Genomic DNA, 17,643 nt, shown 5'->3' on the forward strand with positions numbered 1-17,643 from the left:
GCGCGACCACGCTTCAATTTGTGTCAACGCTTTGAAGGAAAACGACGATTCGCGCAAGAGCGGCGTCGTCGCAGCCTTGGACGTAAAGGCGCGGCAGGGCGACGCCCTGCAGCACGACTTTTTTTTCAGCCTCTTCGGGGAAGCGCGCCGGCGTCTCGCCGGGACGGCCGACGTCGACAAGGGCGCTGAGGCGGCAGGCCTTCTCGAAGGGAACTCGGACAGGGCCGACGCCTCTAACCTCGATCAGCCCGGCGATGGCCGGATGCGGCCGCGCGACGAGCCGCCCGCCGTGCGACTCGACCCGCACCCGGTCGTCCCCGACGAGCCGCGCAAAGGCGCCCGACGCCTCAAACCGCGCAATCAGGGCGAGGGTGAGGGCGCTCTTGCCAGCGCCCGAGGGGCCGCGCAGCAGCAGCCCCTTTTCGCCGAGCGCCAGCGCATTGGCGTGGAGATAGGCGGCGGGGGGAGGGGCGCCTGGCGCTTGCGCCATCATCGCGCCGCCGGGAGCCAGACGACGAACCGCGCCCCCAGAACCGTGTCGCCGGGCTCCGGCTCGTCGGCGCCGTCGGGATGGGCGAGGGTGCGATTGAGCGCGCGTATGCGGCCGCCGTGCGCCTCGATGATCTGCCGGGATATGGCGAGACCGAGGCCCGAATTCTGGCCGAAGCCCTGTTCGGGCCGGTCGGTGTAGAAGCGCTCGAAAATGCGCTCGAAGGCGCCTGCCGGGATGCCCGGCCCGTCGTCGTCGACGATGATCTCATAGCCTTCAAGGGCGGCGCCGCCCGGTCCCTTGGCGCGCTCCGGCCAGAGCGAGACGCGCACTTTGTCCCCCGGTTTGGAGAAGGAGCGGGCGTTGTCGATGAGATTGTTGAACACCTGGCCAAGGCGTGAGTCATTGCCCAGCACGCGCCAGCGCGACCGCGGCGCCTCATTGGAAGAATGGCGGATGGTCAGCTCGACGCCCACGCCGTCGCCGCGCTCGACGGCGCGGGCGATCTCCACCACCGTGATGAGCGCCTTGGAGAGATCGACGTCCTGCATGTCGGCGCGGGCCAGTTCGGCGTCGAGGCGCGAGGCGTCGGAGATGTCGCTGATGAGACGGTCCAGCCGGCCGACGTCATGCTTGATGATGGCGAGCAGCCGGTCGCGCGCGGAGTCCGTCTTGGCGATTGGCAGGGTCTCGACGGCGCTGCGCAGGGAGGTGAGCGGATTTTTCAGTTCATGCGCCACGTCGGCGGCGAAATGTTCGATCGCTTCGATGCGGTTGTAAAGCGCCGTCGTCATGTCGCGCAACGCCGCCGAAAGATGCCCGATCTCGTCGGGCCGATCGGAAAAATCCGGAATTTCGTGGCGCGACTTGGCGCCTCGGCGCACCCGCTCCGCGGCCTCCGCAAGGCGGCGCATGGGTTCGGTGATGGTGTTGGTGAAGAAGAGCGACAGCAGCAGCATCACGCCGGCCGAGACGAGGAAGATGCGGATGATCCCCCAGCGTTCGGTGGCGATGACGGCGTCGATGTCGCCGCCCATGGTGGAGAGCAGCAGCGCCCCGCGCACGGAGCGAAACCGCTGCACGGGCACGGCGACGGATATGATGGTTTCGCCCTTGGCGTTGGCGCGCACGACGGAATGCGCCCGGCCCTCGAGCGCGCTCTCGACCTCTGGATAGGTCTTGCCGTTGCCCATGCCGATGTCTTCGTAGAGCGGCAGCTCCGGCCGGCGCGTCAATCGGCGCATCGCGTCCAGCGTCTTCTGCAGAAAGGACGAGGCGTCGATGGTCGCGCCCTGGCCCGCCGGCGGCAGGTCGAAGCGCAGAATATTCGTGCGCCCCGAGACCGAGCGCGAGTCGAGCAGCAGATAGCCGTCGCGGTCATAGATGCGCGCGCGCAGCCGCGTCGGCGAGACGAGCCGGCGCAGAAGCGGTCCAACGCGCTCGGGGTTCAACGAAAATTCGAGCGCCAGCTGGTCCTCTCCGGCGCTGGCGCTTTCACCCGGCGCAAGCTTCAGGAGCTTTTCGGGGTCGATGGTGATGGCGTCGGTGTCCACGGTCGCGGAGGCCGCCACGGCGGCTGCAATGATCTCGCCCTGAGTCTGCAGGCTCTGCACCCGCGCGTCGATCAGGCCTTCGCGAAACTGGTTGAGATAGAGAAAGCCGCCGAGCAAGGCGACGAGGCCGCCGAGATTGAGGACGACGATGCGGCGCGTCAGCGACGACGAGAGATGCGACTGCGCGGTATGCAACAGCCGGCGCAGGCGTACGCCGAGCGGCCGCGTCCGCCGCGACGACGGCCGGACGGGGGCGTCGACGACGCGCGCCGCCGCCGCGTCGGCGACGGGAGCCTCCGCCGCGTCCTCCGCCAGCAATTCGCCGCTCTCGGATGCGCCCATGGGCAAAGGCCGTTACGTTTCCTTGAAGCGGTAGCCGACGCCGTAAAGCGTCTCGATCATCTCGAAATCCGAGTCGACGACCTTGAACTTCTTGCGCAGCCGCTTGATGTGGCTGTCGATGGTGCGGTCGTCGACATAGACCTGGTCGTCATAAGCGGCGTCCATGAGGGCGTTGCGGCTCTTCACCACGCCGGGACGCTGGGCGAGCGACTGGAGGATCAGGAATTCGGTCACGGTCAGCACGACCGGGTCGCCCCGCCAGGTGCAGGTGTGGCGTTCGGGGTCCATCACCAGCGCGCCGCGCTCCAGGACCTTGGCTTCCGTCTCCTTCTGGGCGGCCGCCTCCTTGGGGTTGGCGCGGCGGAGGATCGCCTTGACGCGCTCCACCAGCAGGCGCTGGGAGAAGGGCTTATGGATGAAGTCGTCCGCGCCCATCTTGAGGCCGAACAATTCGTCGATTTCCTCGTCCTTGGAGGTGAGGAAAATCACCGGAATATCGGATTTTTGCCGCAGACGGCGCAGAAGCTCCATCCCGTCCATGCGCGGCATCTTGATGTCGAAGATCGCGAGATCCGGCGGATTGGCGCGCAATCCGTCGAGCGCCTGAGCGCCGTCGGTGTAGGTCTGCACGCGGTAGCCTTCGCCCTCGAGCGCGATGGAGACCGAGGTCAAAATGTTGCGATCGTCGTCGACGAGAGCGATGGTCGGCATGATCACCCTTTGCTTTGTTGGCGGCGATAGGCGCGGCTGGCGACCCGCGGAACATTTTTGCCCTCGAAGCGCCCGGAAGAAGCCCCGATCCGGGCGCGAGGCCTGTTATGTCGCCCGACGACTTTCGGGCCTCCGTCGCCCGTAAAGTCCCGGCCCATCGCGGCTGAAATGTGGCCCTTCAAGCGGCCAAGAACGCCTGATGCGCATCAAAGAGGCATGCCTGCCTGCGACAGCCTCATGCCTCTCTTATATACACATTCGGCCGCTATTGCGACCCCGATGCCGCTTTGAGACAGGAATGCAGGCAAAATCATGACGATAGCCAATGACGGGCCGCCCCTGCGCGACCCCCGGCAGGATCCGGACTTCGATCCTTTGGCGGAATCCAAGCGACTTTTGCGGTCGATCCGCACGGCGACCCTGGCGACTTTGACGGCGAGCGGCGCGCCTTTCGCCACATTGACCGCGATCGCCACGGATCACGACGGCGCGCCGATCCTGCTGCTGTCGCGGCTCGCCCAGCATACGCGCCATCTCGAGCGCGACAATCGGTTGTCGCTGCTGCTCGCCCAGGGCGGCAAGGGCGACCCCATGACCCATCCGCGCCTGACCCTCGTCGCGACGGCCGCCCGCACAGAGAACCCGGACGCCCGCGCCCGCTTCCTGCGCCGCAATCCCAAGGCGCAGCTTTACGCCGACTTTCCTGACTTTTCCTTCTGGCGGGCGGAGATCGAGGCGGTGCATCTCAATGGCGGATTCGCCCGCGCGGCGGATTTCGGGCCGAGCTATCTGCTGACCGACCTCTCCGGGGCCGAGGCGCTCCTGGCCGCCGAAAATGAGACCTTGGCAAAGCTCAACGCCGACCACGCCCGCGTTGTCGCGGAATGTGGGGCGAAGCTTGCGGGCGGGAAAGCGGGACAGTGGCGGGCGACCGGCCTCGACCCCGAGGGGATCGATCTCGCCAGCGCCGACGCCACGGCCCGGCTCGTCTTCAACGCGGCTGTGAAAACGCCCGAGGCGGCGCTCGCCGAACTGGCGCGTTTCGCCGCCGCGTCCTGATTGACTTGCTGCTGGAAAGCCGCGGCCCCTGCCGATTGCGCGTCGAAAGGGGCCAGGCGCGCCCTTAGGCCTCGGTGAGGAAGCCCGCGATCTCGTCCTTGAGCGAGAGGCGCTTTTTCTTCAGGTCCTCGATGGTCGCGTCGTCGACGGGTTCGACGTTGGTCTCCATACGATGGATCGAGCGGTTCAGCGTGTGATATTCCTCGGCGATGCGCGCGAAATGCGCGTTGCTCGCCTTCAGCGCATGGATGGCCTGGGCCTTTTCGGGGAATTCTTCGTGCAGTTCATGCGCGACATGGCTCATGATGGATTTTTCTCCCTCTATCGTTTCTGGAATCATTGTCGGCGCGCTGGCGCCGCTGAAGCCTTTTACCGGTTTTCGCAAAGGGAACCGAGTCCTCGGACTCTGCGACCAAAGCGCGCAAGCGCAGCCGCGCTCGTCCCTCGAAGCGAGGCCGAAACCGCCTCGAACTCGGCCGCGCGGCGCCGCCGTCCGCGGGCCGCAGCGGCGGACCGCGCGGGGCGCCTAATTTTTCTTCGGCATTTTTCTCGCGCCGGTGTTCAATCTGCGCTTGACGCGTTGCGAAGGCGCGATTAGGTTCCGCGCACTTTCGACAGGCCGTAAGTTCACGCCGTCGGTGAGCGCCGCGCTCGCGACCCTTCGAACTTATACGCTGTCGCCTTGCCTGTGACCGCCAAGCAAAGCCGGCCTAGCCGGATTGGTATTCATACCGTCGCCTTGCGGCGTCGGACAGGAAGGCACGATCCCGGGTCACGCTCGGGGTCCTCTGCGTCAGGAGCGCCCTGGCCCTTGCGGCCATCGGCGCTTCGCTCGTTTGCGCGTCTTAAGCGGCGCGCCGGCGGGTCAACCCGAACATCCGCCATTCGCGATTAGAGCGAAGCGAAGGACTTTTTGATGCCGACGATCAGCCAGTTGATCCGCAAGCCGCGTCACCCGAAGACGTATCGCGAGAAGGCCCGCCATCTCGGCGCCTGCCCGCAGAAGCGCGGCGTGTGCACCCGCGTCTACACGACGACGCCGAAGAAGCCGAACTCGGCGCTTCGCAAGGTCGCCAAGGTGCGCCTGACCAATGGCTTCGAGGTGATCGGCTATATTCCGGGCGAAGGGCACAACCTTCAGGAGCACTCGGTTGTCATGATCCGCGGCGGCCGCGTGAAGGACCTTCCGGGCGTTCGCTACCACATTCTGCGCGGCGTGCTCGACACGCAGGGCGTCAAGGACCGCAAGCAGCGCCGTTCGAAATACGGCGCCAAGCGTCCGAAGTGATCGCCGCCTGAGCGGCGATCGTCTCCGGCGGAGCGAAGCGAGAACCGGGGTCTTACGAAACACGATCAGCGGATGGCCGGGACGAGCCGGCCATGACGGTGAAAAAGAGAGATTAGGTCATGTCGAGACGTCACCGGGCCGAGAAGCGCGAAGTCATCGAAGACGCCAAGTTTGGCGATGTGGTGCTCGCGAAGTTCATGAACTCGATCATGTACGACGGCAAGAAGTCGGTCGCCGAGGCGATCGTTTACGGCGCCCTCGATCAGGTCGAGGCGAAGGCCAAGAGCGATCCGCTGGCGGTCTTCAAGCAGGCGCTGGACAATGTCGCGCCGGCGATCGAGGTGCGCTCCCGCCGCGTCGGCGGCGCCACCTATCAGGTCCCGGTCGAAGTGCGCACCGAGCGCCGCCAGGCGCTGGCGATCCGCTGGATCATCACCGCCGCCCGCGCCCGTAACGACAAGACCATGGTCGACCGTCTGTCGGCCGAACTGCTCGACGCCTCCAACAACCGCGGCGCCGCGGTGAAGAAACGCGAAGACACCCATCGCATGGCGGAAGCCAACCGCGCCTTCTCGCATTACCGCTGGTAAGGCGTCGTCAAAGCTCTCACGAGGACATTCGTTATGGCCCGCTCGCATCCGATCGAGGACTACCGCAACTTCGGCATCATGGCGCATATCGACGCCGGCAAGACGACGACGACGGAGCGCATCCTCTATTACTCCGGCAAGAGCCACAAAATCGGCGAGGTGCATGAGGGCGCCGCGACGATGGACTGGATGGAGCAGGAGCAGGAGCGCGGCATCACGATCACCTCGGCCGCGACGACCACCTTCTGGAACGGCAAGCGCCTCAATATCATCGACACTCCCGGCCACGTCGATTTCACGATCGAAGTCGAGCGTTCGCTGCGCGTGCTCGACGGCGCTGTCTGCGTTCTCGACGGCAATCAGGGCGTCGAGCCGCAGACGGAAACCGTTTGGCGCCAGGCCGATAAATATGGCGTGCCGCGCATCGTCTTCGTCAACAAGATGGACAAGATCGGCGCCGACTTTTTCCGTTGCGTCGACGACATCAAGACGCGCGTCGGCGGCAAGCCCGTTTGCGTGCAGCTCCCGATCGGCGCCGAGAACAATTTCAAGGGCGTCATCGACCTCGTCCGCATGAAGGCGGTCGTCTGGGAAGACGAAGGGCTCGGCGCGAAATACCATGACGAAGAAATTCCGGCCGACCTTCTCGACAAGGCGAAGGAATATCGCACCGCGCTGATCGAGGCGGCGGTCGAACTCGACGACGACGCCATGTCCGCCTATCTCGACGGCCAGGAGCCGGACGAGGAGACGCTTCACAAGCTCATCCGCAAGGCGGTTCGCACCGTCGCCTTCCATCCGGTGTTCTGCGGCTCGGCCTTCAAGAACAAGGGCGTGCAGCCGCTGCTCGACGCGGTGGTTCATTATCTGCCGTCGCCGGTCGATCGCGAGGCGATCAAGGGCGTCAACATGGACACGGGCGAGGAGATGGTGCGCAACCCCTCCGACGCCGAGCCCTTCTCCATGCTCGCCTTCAAGATCATGGACGACCCCTTCGTCGGCACCATCACCTTCGCGCGCGTCTATTCGGGCAAGATCGAATCGGGCACGACCGTCCTGAACTCCACGAAGGAGAAGAAGGAGCGCATCGGCCGCATGCTGCTCATGCACGCCAACAACCGCGAGGACATTAAGGAAGCCTATGCGGGCGACATCGTCGCGCTCGCCGGCCTCAAGGAGACCCGCACGGGCGACACGCTCTGCGACCAGCAGAAGCCCGTCATTCTCGAGCGCATGGAGTTCCCGGAGCCGGTCATCGAGATCGCCATCGAGCCGAAGTCGAAGGCCGATCAGGAGAAGCTCGGCATCGCGCTGCAGAAGCTCGCGGCCGAAGATCCGTCCTTCCGCGTCTCGACCGACCAGGAGAGCGGCCAGACCATCCTCAAGGGCATGGGCGAACTGCATCTCGACATCAAGGTCGACATTCTGAAGCGCACCTACAAGGTCGACGCCAACATCGGCGCGCCGCAGGTCGCCTATCGCGAGCGTCTCGGCAAGAAGGTCGAGATCGACTACACGCACAAGAAGCAGACCGGCGGCACCGGTCAGTTCGCCCGCGTCAAGATCATTTACGAGCCGAACGAAGCCGGCAAGGGCAATGAGTTCGAGTCGAAGATCGTCGGCGGCGCGGTGCCGAAGGAATATATCCCCGGCGTCGACAAGGGCATTGCGTCGGTGACGAGCTCGGGCATCCTCGCCGGCTTCCCGGTCGTCGATCTCAAGGCGACCCTCATCGATGGCGCCTTCCACGACGTCGACTCTTCGGTTCTCGCCTTCGAAATCGCCTCCCGCGCGGCGACCCGCGAGGCGCTCACCAAGGGCGGTTCGGTGCTGCTCGAGCCGATCATGAAGGTCGAGGTGGTGACGCCGGAAGAATACACCGGCTTCGTCATCGGCGATTTGAACTCGCGTCGCGGCCAGATCCAGGGCCAGGACATGCGCGCCAACGCCGTGGTGATCAACGCCATGGTGCCGCTCGCCAACATGTTCGGCTACGTCAACCAGCTGCGCTCCGGCACGCAGGGCCGCGCCAGCTATACGATGCAATTCGATCACTATGAACAGGTGCCGGAAGCGGAGTCGAAGAAGGTGCAGGCGAAATACGCCTGATCCCGCGAACGCGAACGGTAAGCGAACTCTCTGAAGGAGCACGGCCATGGCCAAGGAAAAATTCTCACGCACGAAGCCGCACTGCAACATCGGGACGATCGGCCACGTCGATCATGGCAAGACGTCTTTGACGGCGGCGATCACCAAGGTTCTGGCGGAGACGGGCGGCGCGACGTTTACGGCCTATGACCAGATCGACAAGGCTCCGGAAGAGAAGGCGCGCGGCATCACGATTTCGACGGCGCACGTCGAATATGAGACGCAGAACCGCCACTACGCCCACGTCGACTGCCCCGGCCACGCCGACTATGTGAAGAACATGATCACCGGCGCGGCGCAGATGGACGGCGCGATCCTCGTCGTGTCCGCCGCCGACGGCCCGATGCCGCAGACCCGCGAGCACATTCTGCTCGCCCGCCAGGTCGGCGTGCCGGCGCTGGTGGTGTTCCTGAACAAGGTCGACATGGTCGACGATCCGGAGCTTCTCGAGCTCGTCGAGCTCGAAGTGCGGGAGCTGCTGTCCAAGTACGAGTTCCCCGGCGACGACATTCCGATCGTCAAGGGATCGGCGCTGGCGGCGCTCGAGGGCAAGACCCCCGAGATCGGCCATGACGCGATCCTGAAGCTGATGCAGGAAGTCGACCGCTATATTCCGCAGCCGGAGCGTCCGAAGGATCAGCCGTTCCTGATGCCGGTTGAAGACGTGTTCTCGATTTCGGGCCGCGGCACGGTGGTGACGGGCCGCATCGAGCGCGGCGTGGTCAAGGTCGGCGAGGAAGTCGAGATCGTCGGCATTCGTCCGACGACGAAGACGACGGTGACGGGCGTCGAGATGTTCCGCAAGCTGCTCGATCAGGGCGAGGCGGGCGACAACGTCGGCTGCCTGCTGCGCGGCACGAAGCGCGAGGACGTGGAGCGCGGCCAGGTGCTGTGCAAGCCGGGTTCGGTGAAGCCGCACACCAAGTTCAAGGCCGAGGCCTATATTCTGACGAAGGAAGAGGGCGGCCGCCACACGCCGTTCTTCACCAACTATCGTCCGCAGTTCTACTTCCGCACGACGGACGTGACCGGCATCGTGACGCTCCCCGAGGGCGTTGAGATGGTGATGCCGGGCGACAACGTCACGATGGAAGTGAGCCTGATCGTGCCGATCGCCATGGAGGAGAAGCTGCGCTTCGCCATCCGCGAAGGCGGCCGCACGGTCGGCGCGGGCGTCGTCGCCAGCATCATCGAGTAAGAAGCGAATCTGGACCGCGGGTCGTTTCGGCTCGCTCTTGTGAACAAGGCCGCGCGCTTCTCACTGCGCGCGGCGCATGAAGGCGGGCTGAAGCAGGCTCGCGGTCCCAAAGGACGAGACAATGAACGGTCAAAATATCCGGATTCGCTTGAAGGCGTTCGATCACCGGATTCTCGACACGTCGACGAAGGAGATCGTCTCCACGGCGAAGCGCACCGGCGCCCAGGTCCGTGGCCCGATCCCGCTGCCGACCAAGATTGAGAAGTTCACGGTGAACCGCTCGCCTCATATCGACAAGAAGTCGCGCGAGCAGTTCGAGATCAGAACCCATAAGCGCGTTCTCGACATCGTCGATCCCACCCCGCAGACGGTGGACGCGCTGATGAAGCTCGATCTCGCCGCGGGCGTCGACGTCGAGATCAAGCTCTAAGAACGGATTTGGGCGGCCCCCCAGGCAGCCGCCTCGCGAAGGAATAATGAACATGCGGTCGGGCGTCATCGCGCAAAAGGTCGGAATGACCCGCGTCTTCACAGAGGCGGGCGAGCATGTGCCGGTCACGGTGCTGAAGCTGGACGGCTGCCAAGTCGTCGCTCAGCGCACCAAGGAGAAGAACGGCTACACCGCCGTTCAGCTCGGTATCGGCCGCGCCAAAGTGAAGAATGTCTCCAAGGCCGAGCGCACGCGCTTCGCCGCGGCGAAGGTCGAACCCAAGCTGAGACTCACCGAGTTCCGCGTGAACGAGGACGAGCTGCTGCCGGTTGGCGCCGAGATCACCGCCGATCACTTCGTCGTCGGCCAGTTCGTCGACGTCACCGGCACCTCGACCGGCAAGGGCTTCGCCGGTCCGATGAAGCGCTGGGGATTCGGCGGCCTGCGCGCGTCGCACGGCGTGTCGATCTCGCATCGTTCGCATGGTTCGACCGGCGGCCGTCAGGACCCCGGCAAGACCTTCAAGAATAAGAAAATGGCCGGCCACATGGGCGTGGAGCGCGTGACCACGCAGAATCTGCGCGTGGTGCAGACCGACGTCGAGCGCGGCCTGCTGCTCGTCGAAGGCGCCGTTCCGGGCACCGCCGGCGGCTGGATCTATGTGCGCGACGCCGTCAAGCGCGCGCTCCCCAAGGACGCGCCGCAGCCGGGCAAGTTCCGCCTCGCCGAGGCCGGCCAGGCCGAAGCGGCCCCCGCTCAAGAAGAAAAGAAGGAGGACTGAGCCGTGAAGATCGACGTCACGTCGTTCGACGGCCAGGCGGCCGGTTCGATCGAACTTTCCGATGACATCTTCGGCCTCGAGCCGCGTGCGGACCTCATCCACCGGATGATCCGCTGGCAGCTCGCCAAGCGCCGCGCCGGCACCCATGCGGTCAAGAACCGTGCGGACATCGCCCGCACCGGCAAGAAGATGTATAAGCAGAAGGGCACCGGCGGCGCCCGTCACGGCTCCGCCCGCGTCCCGCAGTTCCGCGGCGGCGGCCGCGCCTTCGGTCCGCAGGTGCGCAGCCATGAGCACGACCTGCCGAAGAAGGTGCGTCAGCTCGCGCTGAAGCACGCGCTTTCGGCGAAGGCCAAGGACGGCGGCATCATCGTCTGGGAAAAGGCGGAGCTCGCCGAGCCGAAGACGAAGATTCTCGCCGGAGGCTTCGCCAAGTCCGGCCTGTCGAACGCGATCATCATTGTCGGCGGCGCGCCGCAGGACAATTTCGCGCTCGCCGCCCGCAACATCCCGCAGATCGACGTATTGCCGGTCGAGGGCGTCAATGTTTACGACATCATTCGTCGCGAGAAGCTGGTCTTGACCCGCGCCGCGGTGGACGCGCTGGAGGCGCGCCTGAAATGAGCAAGGACGTGCGCCATTACGACGTGATCGTCGCCCCGGTCGTCACCGAGAAAGCGACGCTCGCCTCTGAGAACAACAAGGTGGTCTTCAAGGTCGCCAAGACCGCGACCAAGCCGCAGATCAAGGCGGCGGTCGAGGGTCTTTTCGACGTGAAGGTCGAGTCCGTGAACACCCTGGTCCGTAAGGGCAAGGTGAAGGCGTTCCGCGGCGTCCGCGGCCAGCAGAGCGACGTAAAGAAAGCCGTCGTCACGCTCGCCGAGGGCCACAAGATCGACGTGACGACCGGACTGTAAAGAGAAGGCGTGAGGACAGAACAATGGCGCTGAAGACATTCAAGCCGGTCACGCCGAGCCTTCGCCAGCTCGTCATCGTCGACCGCAGCGACCTTTACAAGGGCAAGCCGGTCAAATCCCTGACCGAGGGGAAGACCTCCAAGGGCGGCCGCAACAATATGGGCCGCGTGACGGTCCGTTTCCGCGGCGGCGGCCACAAGCAGGCCTATCGCCTCGTCGACTTCAAGCGGCGCAAGCTCGACGTCGTCGGCAAGGTGGAGCGGCTGGAATATGACCCGAACCGCACGGCCTTCATCGCGCTGATCCGCTATGCGGACGACACGCTGGCCTACATCCTCGCGCCGCAGCGTCTCGCGGTCGGCGACGAGGTGGTCTCGGGCCAGCAGGTCGACGTGAAGCCCGGCAACGCCATGCCGATCGCCAATATCCCCGTCGGCACCATCGTCCACAATGTGGAGATGAAGATCGGCAAGGGCGGCGCGATCGCGCGTTCGGCCGGCGCCTATGCGCAGATCGTCGGCCGCGATCAGGGCTATGTCATCATCCGCCTGAACTCCGGCGAGCAGCGCCTGGTTCACGGCCAATGCTTCGCCACCATCGGCGCGGTGTCGAACCCGGACCACATGAACACCTCGATCGGCAAGGCCGGTCGCTCGCGCTGGCTCGGCCGTCGCCCGCATAACCGCGGCGTCACCATGAACCCGATCGACCATCCGCACGGCGGCGGCGAGGGCCGCACCTCGGGCGGCCGCCATCCGGTGACCCCGTGGGGCAAGCCGACCAAGGGCAAGAAGACCCGCAGCAACAAGTCCACCGACCGTTTCATCGTGTCCTCGCGGCACAACCGCAAGAAGAAGGGCTGATCCATGGCTCGCTCGATCTGGAAAGGCCCGTTCGTCGACGGCTATCTGCTGAAGAAGGCGGAGACATCGCGCGCGTCGGGCCGCTCCGAAGTCATCAAGATCTGGAGCCGCCGCTCCACCATTCTGCCGCAGTTCGTCGGATTGACCTTCGGCGTCCACAACGGCCAGAAACATATTCCCGTGTCCGTGTCGGAAGACATGATCGGGCACAAGTTCGGCGAATTTGCTCCGACGCGCACCTTCCACGGTCATGCGGCGGACAAGAAGGCGAAGAGGGGCTAAGCGCAAATGTCCAAGCAGGCCAACCCGCCCCGGAACGCGGACAATGAGGCGCGCGCCGTCGCCCGCATGATCCGCGTGTCGCCGCAGAAGCTCAATCTTCTCGCCCAGCTCATCCGCGGCAAGAAGGTCGATCGCGCGCTCGCCGATCTCGAGTTTTCCAGAAAGCGCATCGCGCACGAGGTCAAGAAGACGCTGGAGAGCGCCATAGCCAACGCCGAGAACAATCATGGCCTCGACGTAGACGACCTGATCGTCGCCCAGGCCTTCGTCGGCAAGGCGCTGGTCATGAAGCGCTTCCACGCCCGCGCCCGCGGTCGCGCCAGCCGGATCGAGAAGCCGTTCTCGAACCTCACGATCATCGTGCGCGAAGTCGAAGCGCAAGCGAACGCCTAAAGGATTACGAACCATGGGTCAGAAGGTTAATCCGATCGGGCTGCGCCTCGGCGTCAACCGCACCTGGGACTCGCGCTGGTTCGCGGGCAAGGGCGAATACGCCAAGCTCCTGCACGAGGACATGGCGATCCGCGAGGCGGTGTCGAAGACGCTGAAGCAGGCGGCGGTCTCCAAGATCGTCATCGAGCGCCCGCACAAGAAGTGCCGCGTCACGATCCACTCCGCCCGTCCGGGCGTGGTGATCGGCAAGAAGGGCGCGGACATCGACAAGATCCGCAAAACCGTCGCCAAGCTCACGGGCTCGGAAGTCGTCATCAACATCGTCGAGGTGCGCAAGCCCGAGACCGAGGCGGCGCTGGTCGCCGAATCGATCGCGCAGCAGCTCGAGCGCCGCGTCGCCTTCCGTCGCGCCATGAAGCGCGCGGTTCAGTCGGCCATCCGTCTCGGCGCCCAGGGCATCCGCATCAACTGCTCCGGCCGTCTCGGCGGCGCCGAAATCGCCCGTCTCGAATGGTACCGCGAGGGCCGCGTGCCGCTGCATACGCTGCGCGCCGACGTGGACTACGGCACCGCGACCGCCCACACCGCCTATGGCGCCTGCGGCATCAAGGTCTGGATCTTCAAGGGCGAGATTCTCGAGCACGATCCGATGGCGCAGGAGCGCCGTGCGGCCGAGGCGGCTTCCGCCGGCGGCGATCACCACGGCGAGCGTGACCGCGAGCGCGGCGACCGCGACCGCCGCCGTCGCGAGCCGCGCGAACCCCGCGGCGACGCCGCCTGAGGCGCAACACGCACAAGATTAAAGAGCACCACTCATGCTGTCACCAAAGCGCACCAAGTTCCGCAAGGCCTTCAAGGGCCGCATCCACGGCGCCGCGAAGGGCGGCTTCTCGCTGAACTTTGGTCAGTTCGGCCTGAAGGCGCTCGAGCCCGAGCGCATCACCGCGCGTCAGATCGAGGCGGCCCGCCGCGCCATGACGCGCCACATGAAGCGCGCCGGCCGCGTGTGGATCCGCATCTTCCCGGATGTGCCGGTTTCCAAGAAGCCGACCGAAGTCCGCATGGGTAAGGGCAAGGGCGCGCCGGAATTGTGGGCGGTGCGCGTGGCGCCCGGCCGCATCATGTTCGAGGTCGACGGCGTTCCCGCGCCGCTCGCCCGCGAGGCGCTGACGCTCGCCGCCGCCAAGCTGCCGATCAAGACCCGTTTCATCGAACGCATCGCCGAGTAAGGGGGAGGACGACATGAAATCCAAGCAGCGCCTCTCGGACATCAAGGCGATGACCGAGGACCAGCTCAACGACGAAGTGCTGAAGCTCAAGAAGGAGCAGTTCAACCTGCGCTTCCAGCGGGCGACCGGCCAGCTCGAGAACACCGCCCGCGTGCGCGTCATCCGCCGCGATATCGCCCGGGCCAAGACCATCGCCGCGCAGAAAAGCGCCGGAAAGTAAGGTAAGAGAGCGCCATGCCGAAGCGAATTCTCCAGGGCGTCGTCGTCAGCGACAAGCAGAACAAGACCGTGGTCGTGAAGGTCGAGCGCCGTTTCACCCACCCGCTGTTCCAGAAGACGGTGCGCCGCACGAAACATTATCACGCGCACGATGAGAGCGGCGCGTTCAAGGTCGGCGACGCCGTGACGATCGAAGAGACGGCGCCGATTTCGAAATTGAAGCGCTGGCGGGTTGTCGAAAACGGCGCGAACGCGTAAATACGCCGCTCGAGCCGGTTGAGAAAAGGGTCGTAGCCCTTTATAGAGACCGCTCGAGCCCTTGAAAATCTGGCGCGCTTCCCCAACGCATGTCTCATGCGCTGGGGAAGCGCGCTGAAATTGAACATCAGGTTTTCCGGACGAAGTCGGCCGCCGCGATCGGGCGGGGCCGAAACCAGACCGGAGTGAAAGGCGGGTAAGCCATGATTCAGATGCAAACAAATCTCGACGTCGCCGACAATTCCGGCGCCCGCCGTGTGATGTGCATCAAGGTGCTGGGCGGCTCGAAGCGGAAATACGCCGGCGTGGGCGACATTATCGTCGTCTCGATCAAAGAGGCGATTCCGCGCGGCCGCGTGAAGAAGGGCGACGTGCTCAAGGCCGTCGTCGTGCGCACCTCGAAGGACATCAAGCGTTCGGACGGTTCGGTGATCCGCTTCGATTCGAACGCCGCGGTGCTGATCAACAATCAGCAGGAGCCGATCGGCACGCGCATCTTCGGGCCGGTGCCGCGCGAATTGCGCGCCAAGAACCACATGAAGATCATTTCGCTCGCGCCGGAGGTGCTGTAATGGCCGCCAAGATCAAGAAGGGCGACAAGGTCGTCGTTCTCGCCGGCCGCGACAAGGGCAAGTCGGGCGAGGTGCTGCGCGTGATCCCCGACGAGGGCCGCGCGCTCGTCGACGGCGTCAATATGGTGAAGCGCCATCAGCGTCAGACGAAGGACCGCGAAGCGGGCATCGTCAACAAGGCGGCGCCGATCGATTTGTCCAATCTCGCGATCGCCGATCCCAAGGACGGCAAGGCGACGCGCGTCGGCTTCAAGATTCTCGACGACGGCCGCAAGGTCCGCGTCGCCAAGCGTTCCGGAGAATTGATCGATGGCTGAGGAAAAGAAGCCCAAGGCGGAAAAGTCCGCCGCCAAGGCTCCGAAGGCCGCCGCCAAGGAGAAGCCGGCGAAGGCTGAAACCGCCGCCGTCGCCAAGGCGAGCGTCGCGGGCTATACGCCGCGCATGAAGAAGCATTACGACGAGGTCGTGCGCGAGCAGCTCATCCAGCAGTTCGGCTACAAGAACCCGCTCGAAGTGCCGACGATCGAGAAGATCGTTCTCAACATGGGCGTCGGCGAAGCGGTCAACGACACCAAGAAGGTGACCTCGGCGGCGAGCGAGCTCGGATTGATCGCCGGCCAGAGGGCGGTCGTCACCCGCGCCCGCAAGGCCATTTCGACCTTCAAGGTGCGCGAGAACATGCCGATCGGCGCGAAGGTGACCCTTCGCAAGACCCGCATGTACGAATTCCTCGACCGTCTGATCACCGTGGCGCTGCCGCGCGTGCGCGACTTCCGCGGCCTCAATCCGAAGTCCTTCGACGGCCGCGGCAATTACGCGCTCGGCATCAAGGAGCACATCGTGTTCCCGGAAATCGACTACGACAAGACCGAGTCGATTGTGGGCATGGACGTGATCGTCTGCACGACGGCCAAGACCGACGAAGAAGCGCGCGCCCTGCTCAAGGCGTTCAATTTCCCGTTCCGGCAGTGAGGGCTCTCTAAGCCCTCAAACGCGGATACCGAAAGGCAAGACCACTCATGGCGAAGAAAAGCGCGATCGAGAACAACAAGAAGAAGGCGAGGCTCGTGAAGTCCTACGCCGGCCGCCGCGAGCGGCTGAAGGCGAGGGCCAACGACGACTCCTTGAGCATCGAGGAGCAGTTCGAGGCGCGCCTCAAACTGGCGCAGCTGCCGCGCAACTCGGCGGCGATCCGGATTCGCAACCGCTGCGAGGTTTCCGGCCGTCCGCGCGCCTTTTATCGCAAGCTGAAGATGTCGCGCATCGCGCTGCGCGAGCTCGGGTCCCGCGGCCTGATCCCGGGCCTGGTGAAGTCGAGCTGGTAAGGAGACCCTGAGAGATGGCGATCAATGATCCTTTGGGAGATCTCCTCACCCGCATCCGCAATGCGCAGATGCGCCGCAAGTCGAAAGTGTCGACGCCCGGCTCGAAGCTGCGCGCCCACGTCCTCGACGTGCTCAAGGACGAGGGTTACATCCGCGGCTATTCGACGACCGATTTCGGCAATGGCCGGACCGAGTTCGAGATCGAGCTGAAATATTTCGACGGCGAACCGGTGATCAAGCAGATCGAGCGCGTGTCGCGTCCGGGTCGTCGCGTCTATGCGGCGGTCGACGCGGTGCCGCGCGTGGCCAATGGCCTGGGCGTCACCATCATGTCGACGCCCAAGGGCGTGATGGCCGATCACGCGGCGCGTGAGAACAACGTCGGCGGCGAGGTGCTGTGCAAGGTCTTCTGACCTCGCACAAGCGCTCAGACTGAACAGGAATTGCAACAATGTCTCGTATCGGCAAGAAGCCTGTGGTCGTTCCGGCCGGCGTCACCGCCAAGGTCGACGGCCAGCTCGTGTCCGTGAAGGGCTCGAAGGGCCAGCTCGAGTTCCTGGTGCCCGACGACGTCGCCGTCGCTTATCAGGACAACGCCATCAAGGTCGACCCGCGCAACGACTCCAAGCGCGCCCGCGCGCTGTGGGGCACCTCGCGCGCCCGCGTCAACAATCTCGTCGTCGGCGTGACGAACGGCTTCGAAAAGAAGCTGGAGATCACCGGCGTCGGCTATCGCGCCGCGGTTCAGGGCAAGGTCCTGCAACTCGCGCTCGGTTATTCGCATGACGTGAATTATCCGATCCCGGCGGGCATCGCGATCGCGACGCCGAAGCCGACGGAGATCACGATCAGCGGCATCGACAAGCAGCAGGTCGGCCAGGTTGCGGCCGAGATCCGCGCGCTGCGCGGCCCCGAGCCCTACAAGGGCAAGGGCGTCAAATACGCCAACGAATTTATCTTCCGCAAGGAAGGCAAGAAGAAGTAAGGACTCGCCG

26 protein-coding genes are annotated in these 17,643 nt (G+C 64.9%); 22 read left to right on the top strand and 4 right to left on the bottom strand.

What is annotated here, in order from left to right:
- Nucleotides 1-13: 13 nt before the first annotated feature.
- The 3 genes from ACETII_RS09685 to ACETII_RS09695 are packed head-to-tail and all read right to left on the bottom strand — an operon-like array spanning nucleotide 14 to nucleotide 3,096.
- Nucleotides 14-493, bottom strand: a complete 480-nt coding sequence (locus ACETII_RS09685) for an HPr kinase/phosphorylase (protein ID WP_472787891.1) — start codon at nucleotides 491-493, stop codon at nucleotides 14-16.
- Nucleotides 490-2,385: a stimulus-sensing domain-containing protein gene (locus ACETII_RS09690; RefSeq protein WP_472787892.1), complete on the bottom strand. Its 1,896-nt coding sequence runs from the start codon at nucleotides 2,383-2,385 to the stop codon at nucleotides 490-492. Before ACETII_RS09690 ends, ACETII_RS09685 begins: the two co-directional genes overlap by 4 nt.
- Nucleotides 2,386-2,397: 12 nt before the next feature.
- The gene (locus tag ACETII_RS09695; protein ID WP_363351038.1) at nucleotides 2,398-3,096 is read right to left on the bottom strand and encodes a response regulator transcription factor; all 699 of its coding nucleotides are present in this window, start codon (nucleotides 3,094-3,096) and stop codon (nucleotides 2,398-2,400) included.
- Nucleotides 3,097-3,408: 312 nt separating this feature from the next.
- Between ACETII_RS09695 and ACETII_RS09700 the strand changes: the two genes are divergently transcribed.
- Nucleotides 3,409-4,155 (top strand): HugZ family pyridoxamine 5'-phosphate oxidase, encoded by a 747-nt coding sequence (locus ACETII_RS09700; RefSeq protein WP_472787893.1) that lies wholly within the window; start codon nucleotides 3,409-3,411, stop codon nucleotides 4,153-4,155.
- Between the two features lie 64 nt (nucleotides 4,156-4,219).
- Here the strand turns inward: ACETII_RS09700 and ACETII_RS09705 are convergent, their stop codons facing one another.
- Complete coding sequence (locus tag ACETII_RS09705; protein ID WP_363351042.1) at nucleotides 4,220-4,459, bottom strand: YdcH family protein; 240 nt, start codon at nucleotides 4,457-4,459, stop codon at nucleotides 4,220-4,222.
- A 612-nt stretch (nucleotides 4,460-5,071) separates the two neighbouring features.
- Between ACETII_RS09705 and rpsL the strand changes: the two genes are divergently transcribed.
- From rpsL to rplF, 21 genes are all read left to right on the top strand, one after another.
- Nucleotides 5,072-5,443 carry a 30S ribosomal protein S12 gene (gene rpsL / locus ACETII_RS09710; RefSeq protein WP_026015930.1) on the top strand — a complete coding sequence of 124 codons (372 nt, stop codon included), beginning with the start codon at nucleotides 5,072-5,074 and terminating at the stop codon, nucleotides 5,441-5,443.
- 119 nt (nucleotides 5,444-5,562) lie between these two features.
- Nucleotides 5,563-6,033: a 30S ribosomal protein S7 gene (gene rpsG / locus ACETII_RS09715; RefSeq protein ID WP_363351044.1), complete on the top strand. Its 471-nt coding sequence runs from the start codon at nucleotides 5,563-5,565 to the stop codon at nucleotides 6,031-6,033.
- Nucleotides 6,034-6,066: 33 nt separating this feature from the next.
- Nucleotides 6,067-8,142, top strand: a complete 2,076-nt coding sequence (gene fusA / locus ACETII_RS09720) for an elongation factor G (RefSeq protein ID WP_363351046.1) — start codon at nucleotides 6,067-6,069, stop codon at nucleotides 8,140-8,142.
- Between the two features lie 46 nt (nucleotides 8,143-8,188).
- Nucleotides 8,189-9,379, top strand: a complete 1,191-nt coding sequence (tuf, locus tag ACETII_RS09725) for an elongation factor Tu (RefSeq protein WP_363348256.1) — start codon at nucleotides 8,189-8,191, stop codon at nucleotides 9,377-9,379.
- Nucleotides 9,380-9,500: 121 nt separating this feature from the next.
- Nucleotides 9,501-9,809, top strand: a complete 309-nt coding sequence (gene rpsJ / locus ACETII_RS09730) for a 30S ribosomal protein S10 (protein WP_003613511.1) — start codon at nucleotides 9,501-9,503, stop codon at nucleotides 9,807-9,809.
- A 52-nt stretch (nucleotides 9,810-9,861) separates the two neighbouring features.
- Nucleotides 9,862-10,590 (top strand): 50S ribosomal protein L3, encoded by a 729-nt coding sequence (gene rplC, locus ACETII_RS09735; RefSeq protein WP_363351282.1) that lies wholly within the window; start codon nucleotides 9,862-9,864, stop codon nucleotides 10,588-10,590.
- 3 nt (nucleotides 10,591-10,593) lie between these two features.
- Complete coding sequence (gene rplD, locus ACETII_RS09740; protein WP_472787894.1) at nucleotides 10,594-11,214, top strand: 50S ribosomal protein L4; 621 nt, start codon at nucleotides 10,594-10,596, stop codon at nucleotides 11,212-11,214.
- A complete protein-coding gene (locus ACETII_RS09745) occupies nucleotides 11,211-11,507 on the top strand; it encodes a 50S ribosomal protein L23 (RefSeq protein WP_363351051.1) in 297 nt (98 codons plus the stop codon). The genes rplD and ACETII_RS09745 overlap by 4 nt, the downstream gene beginning before the upstream one ends.
- 23 nt (nucleotides 11,508-11,530) lie before the next feature.
- Nucleotides 11,531-12,370, top strand: coding sequence for a 50S ribosomal protein L2 (gene rplB, locus ACETII_RS09750; protein WP_472787895.1), 840 nt, complete (start codon nucleotides 11,531-11,533; stop codon nucleotides 12,368-12,370).
- A gap of 3 nt (nucleotides 12,371-12,373) precedes the next feature.
- Nucleotides 12,374-12,652: a 30S ribosomal protein S19 gene (gene rpsS / locus ACETII_RS09755; RefSeq protein WP_332081193.1), complete on the top strand. Its 279-nt coding sequence runs from the start codon at nucleotides 12,374-12,376 to the stop codon at nucleotides 12,650-12,652.
- Between the two features lie 6 nt (nucleotides 12,653-12,658).
- Nucleotides 12,659-13,045 carry a 50S ribosomal protein L22 gene (rplV, locus tag ACETII_RS09760; protein ID WP_363351055.1) on the top strand — a complete coding sequence of 129 codons (387 nt, stop codon included), beginning with the start codon at nucleotides 12,659-12,661 and terminating at the stop codon, nucleotides 13,043-13,045.
- Nucleotides 13,046-13,058: 13 nt separating this feature from the next.
- Nucleotides 13,059-13,826, top strand: coding sequence for a 30S ribosomal protein S3 (rpsC, locus tag ACETII_RS09765; protein ID WP_472787896.1), 768 nt, complete (start codon nucleotides 13,059-13,061; stop codon nucleotides 13,824-13,826).
- 34 nt (nucleotides 13,827-13,860) lie between these two features.
- Nucleotides 13,861-14,274 carry a 50S ribosomal protein L16 gene (rplP, locus tag ACETII_RS09770; protein WP_036285015.1) on the top strand — a complete coding sequence of 138 codons (414 nt, stop codon included), beginning with the start codon at nucleotides 13,861-13,863 and terminating at the stop codon, nucleotides 14,272-14,274.
- Between the two features lie 13 nt (nucleotides 14,275-14,287).
- Complete coding sequence (rpmC, locus tag ACETII_RS09775; protein WP_363351059.1) at nucleotides 14,288-14,494, top strand: 50S ribosomal protein L29; 207 nt, start codon at nucleotides 14,288-14,290, stop codon at nucleotides 14,492-14,494.
- A 14-nt stretch (nucleotides 14,495-14,508) separates the two neighbouring features.
- Nucleotides 14,509-14,751 carry a 30S ribosomal protein S17 gene (rpsQ, locus tag ACETII_RS09780; RefSeq protein ID WP_363351061.1) on the top strand — a complete coding sequence of 81 codons (243 nt, stop codon included), beginning with the start codon at nucleotides 14,509-14,511 and terminating at the stop codon, nucleotides 14,749-14,751.
- 203 nt (nucleotides 14,752-14,954) lie between these two features.
- On the top strand, nucleotides 14,955-15,323 hold the full coding sequence (gene rplN, locus ACETII_RS09785) for a 50S ribosomal protein L14 (RefSeq protein ID WP_016917723.1): 369 nt from the start codon (nucleotides 14,955-14,957) through the stop codon (nucleotides 15,321-15,323).
- Complete coding sequence (rplX, locus tag ACETII_RS09790; RefSeq protein WP_363351063.1) at nucleotides 15,323-15,640, top strand: 50S ribosomal protein L24; 318 nt, start codon at nucleotides 15,323-15,325, stop codon at nucleotides 15,638-15,640. The genes rplN and rplX overlap by 1 nt, the downstream gene beginning before the upstream one ends.
- Nucleotides 15,633-16,295, top strand: coding sequence for a 50S ribosomal protein L5 (gene rplE, locus ACETII_RS09795; protein ID WP_363351065.1), 663 nt, complete (start codon nucleotides 15,633-15,635; stop codon nucleotides 16,293-16,295). Before rplX ends, rplE begins: the two co-directional genes overlap by 8 nt.
- A gap of 47 nt (nucleotides 16,296-16,342) precedes the next feature.
- Nucleotides 16,343-16,648 (top strand): 30S ribosomal protein S14, encoded by a 306-nt coding sequence (gene rpsN, locus ACETII_RS09800; RefSeq protein ID WP_363351067.1) that lies wholly within the window; start codon nucleotides 16,343-16,345, stop codon nucleotides 16,646-16,648.
- 14 nt (nucleotides 16,649-16,662) lie between these two features.
- Nucleotides 16,663-17,061, top strand: coding sequence for a 30S ribosomal protein S8 (rpsH, locus tag ACETII_RS09805; protein ID WP_341104716.1), 399 nt, complete (start codon nucleotides 16,663-16,665; stop codon nucleotides 17,059-17,061).
- Nucleotides 17,062-17,099: 38 nt separating this feature from the next.
- Nucleotides 17,100-17,633, top strand: a complete 534-nt coding sequence (gene rplF, locus ACETII_RS09810) for a 50S ribosomal protein L6 (protein WP_363351070.1) — start codon at nucleotides 17,100-17,102, stop codon at nucleotides 17,631-17,633.
- Nucleotides 17,634-17,643: the final 10 nt, after the last annotated feature.

Source organism: Methylocystis sp. NC52PC (assembly GCF_055698645.1).

Excerpts from the sequence above, each read along its gene's own strand:
- ACETII_RS09685 (WP_472787891.1), bottom strand. The coding sequence starts at position 493 with ATGATGGCGCAAGCGCCAGGCGCCCCTCCCCCCGCCGCCTATCTCCAC.
- ACETII_RS09690 (WP_472787892.1), bottom strand. The coding sequence starts at position 2,385 with ATGGGCGCATCCGAGAGCGGCGAATTGCTGGCGGAGGACGCGGCGGAG.
- ACETII_RS09695 (WP_363351038.1), bottom strand. The coding sequence starts at position 3,096 with ATGCCGACCATCGCTCTCGTCGACGACGATCGCAACATTTTGACCTCG.
- ACETII_RS09700 (WP_472787893.1), top strand. The coding sequence starts at position 3,409 with ATGACGATAGCCAATGACGGGCCGCCCCTGCGCGACCCCCGGCAGGAT.
- ACETII_RS09705 (WP_363351042.1), bottom strand. The coding sequence starts at position 4,459 with ATGAGCCATGTCGCGCATGAACTGCACGAAGAATTCCCCGAAAAGGCC.
- rpsL (WP_026015930.1), top strand. The coding sequence starts at position 5,072 with ATGCCGACGATCAGCCAGTTGATCCGCAAGCCGCGTCACCCGAAGACG.
- rpsG (WP_363351044.1), top strand. The coding sequence starts at position 5,563 with ATGTCGAGACGTCACCGGGCCGAGAAGCGCGAAGTCATCGAAGACGCC.
- fusA (WP_363351046.1), top strand. The coding sequence starts at position 6,067 with ATGGCCCGCTCGCATCCGATCGAGGACTACCGCAACTTCGGCATCATG.
- tuf (WP_363348256.1), top strand. The coding sequence starts at position 8,189 with ATGGCCAAGGAAAAATTCTCACGCACGAAGCCGCACTGCAACATCGGG.
- rpsJ (WP_003613511.1), top strand. The coding sequence starts at position 9,501 with ATGAACGGTCAAAATATCCGGATTCGCTTGAAGGCGTTCGATCACCGG.
- rplC (WP_363351282.1), top strand. The coding sequence starts at position 9,862 with ATGCGGTCGGGCGTCATCGCGCAAAAGGTCGGAATGACCCGCGTCTTC.
- ACETII_RS09745 (WP_363351051.1), top strand. The coding sequence starts at position 11,211 with ATGAGCAAGGACGTGCGCCATTACGACGTGATCGTCGCCCCGGTCGTC.
- rplB (WP_472787895.1), top strand. The coding sequence starts at position 11,531 with ATGGCGCTGAAGACATTCAAGCCGGTCACGCCGAGCCTTCGCCAGCTC.
- rpsS (WP_332081193.1), top strand. The coding sequence starts at position 12,374 with ATGGCTCGCTCGATCTGGAAAGGCCCGTTCGTCGACGGCTATCTGCTG.
- rplV (WP_363351055.1), top strand. The coding sequence starts at position 12,659 with ATGTCCAAGCAGGCCAACCCGCCCCGGAACGCGGACAATGAGGCGCGC.
- rpsC (WP_472787896.1), top strand. The coding sequence starts at position 13,059 with ATGGGTCAGAAGGTTAATCCGATCGGGCTGCGCCTCGGCGTCAACCGC.
- rplP (WP_036285015.1), top strand. The coding sequence starts at position 13,861 with ATGCTGTCACCAAAGCGCACCAAGTTCCGCAAGGCCTTCAAGGGCCGC.
- rpmC (WP_363351059.1), top strand. The coding sequence starts at position 14,288 with ATGAAATCCAAGCAGCGCCTCTCGGACATCAAGGCGATGACCGAGGAC.
- rpsQ (WP_363351061.1), top strand. The coding sequence starts at position 14,509 with ATGCCGAAGCGAATTCTCCAGGGCGTCGTCGTCAGCGACAAGCAGAAC.
- rplN (WP_016917723.1), top strand. The coding sequence starts at position 14,955 with ATGATTCAGATGCAAACAAATCTCGACGTCGCCGACAATTCCGGCGCC.
- rplX (WP_363351063.1), top strand. The coding sequence starts at position 15,323 with ATGGCCGCCAAGATCAAGAAGGGCGACAAGGTCGTCGTTCTCGCCGGC.
- rplE (WP_363351065.1), top strand. The coding sequence starts at position 15,633 with ATGGCTGAGGAAAAGAAGCCCAAGGCGGAAAAGTCCGCCGCCAAGGCT.
- rpsN (WP_363351067.1), top strand. The coding sequence starts at position 16,343 with ATGGCGAAGAAAAGCGCGATCGAGAACAACAAGAAGAAGGCGAGGCTC.
- rpsH (WP_341104716.1), top strand. The coding sequence starts at position 16,663 with ATGGCGATCAATGATCCTTTGGGAGATCTCCTCACCCGCATCCGCAAT.
- rplF (WP_363351070.1), top strand. The coding sequence starts at position 17,100 with ATGTCTCGTATCGGCAAGAAGCCTGTGGTCGTTCCGGCCGGCGTCACC.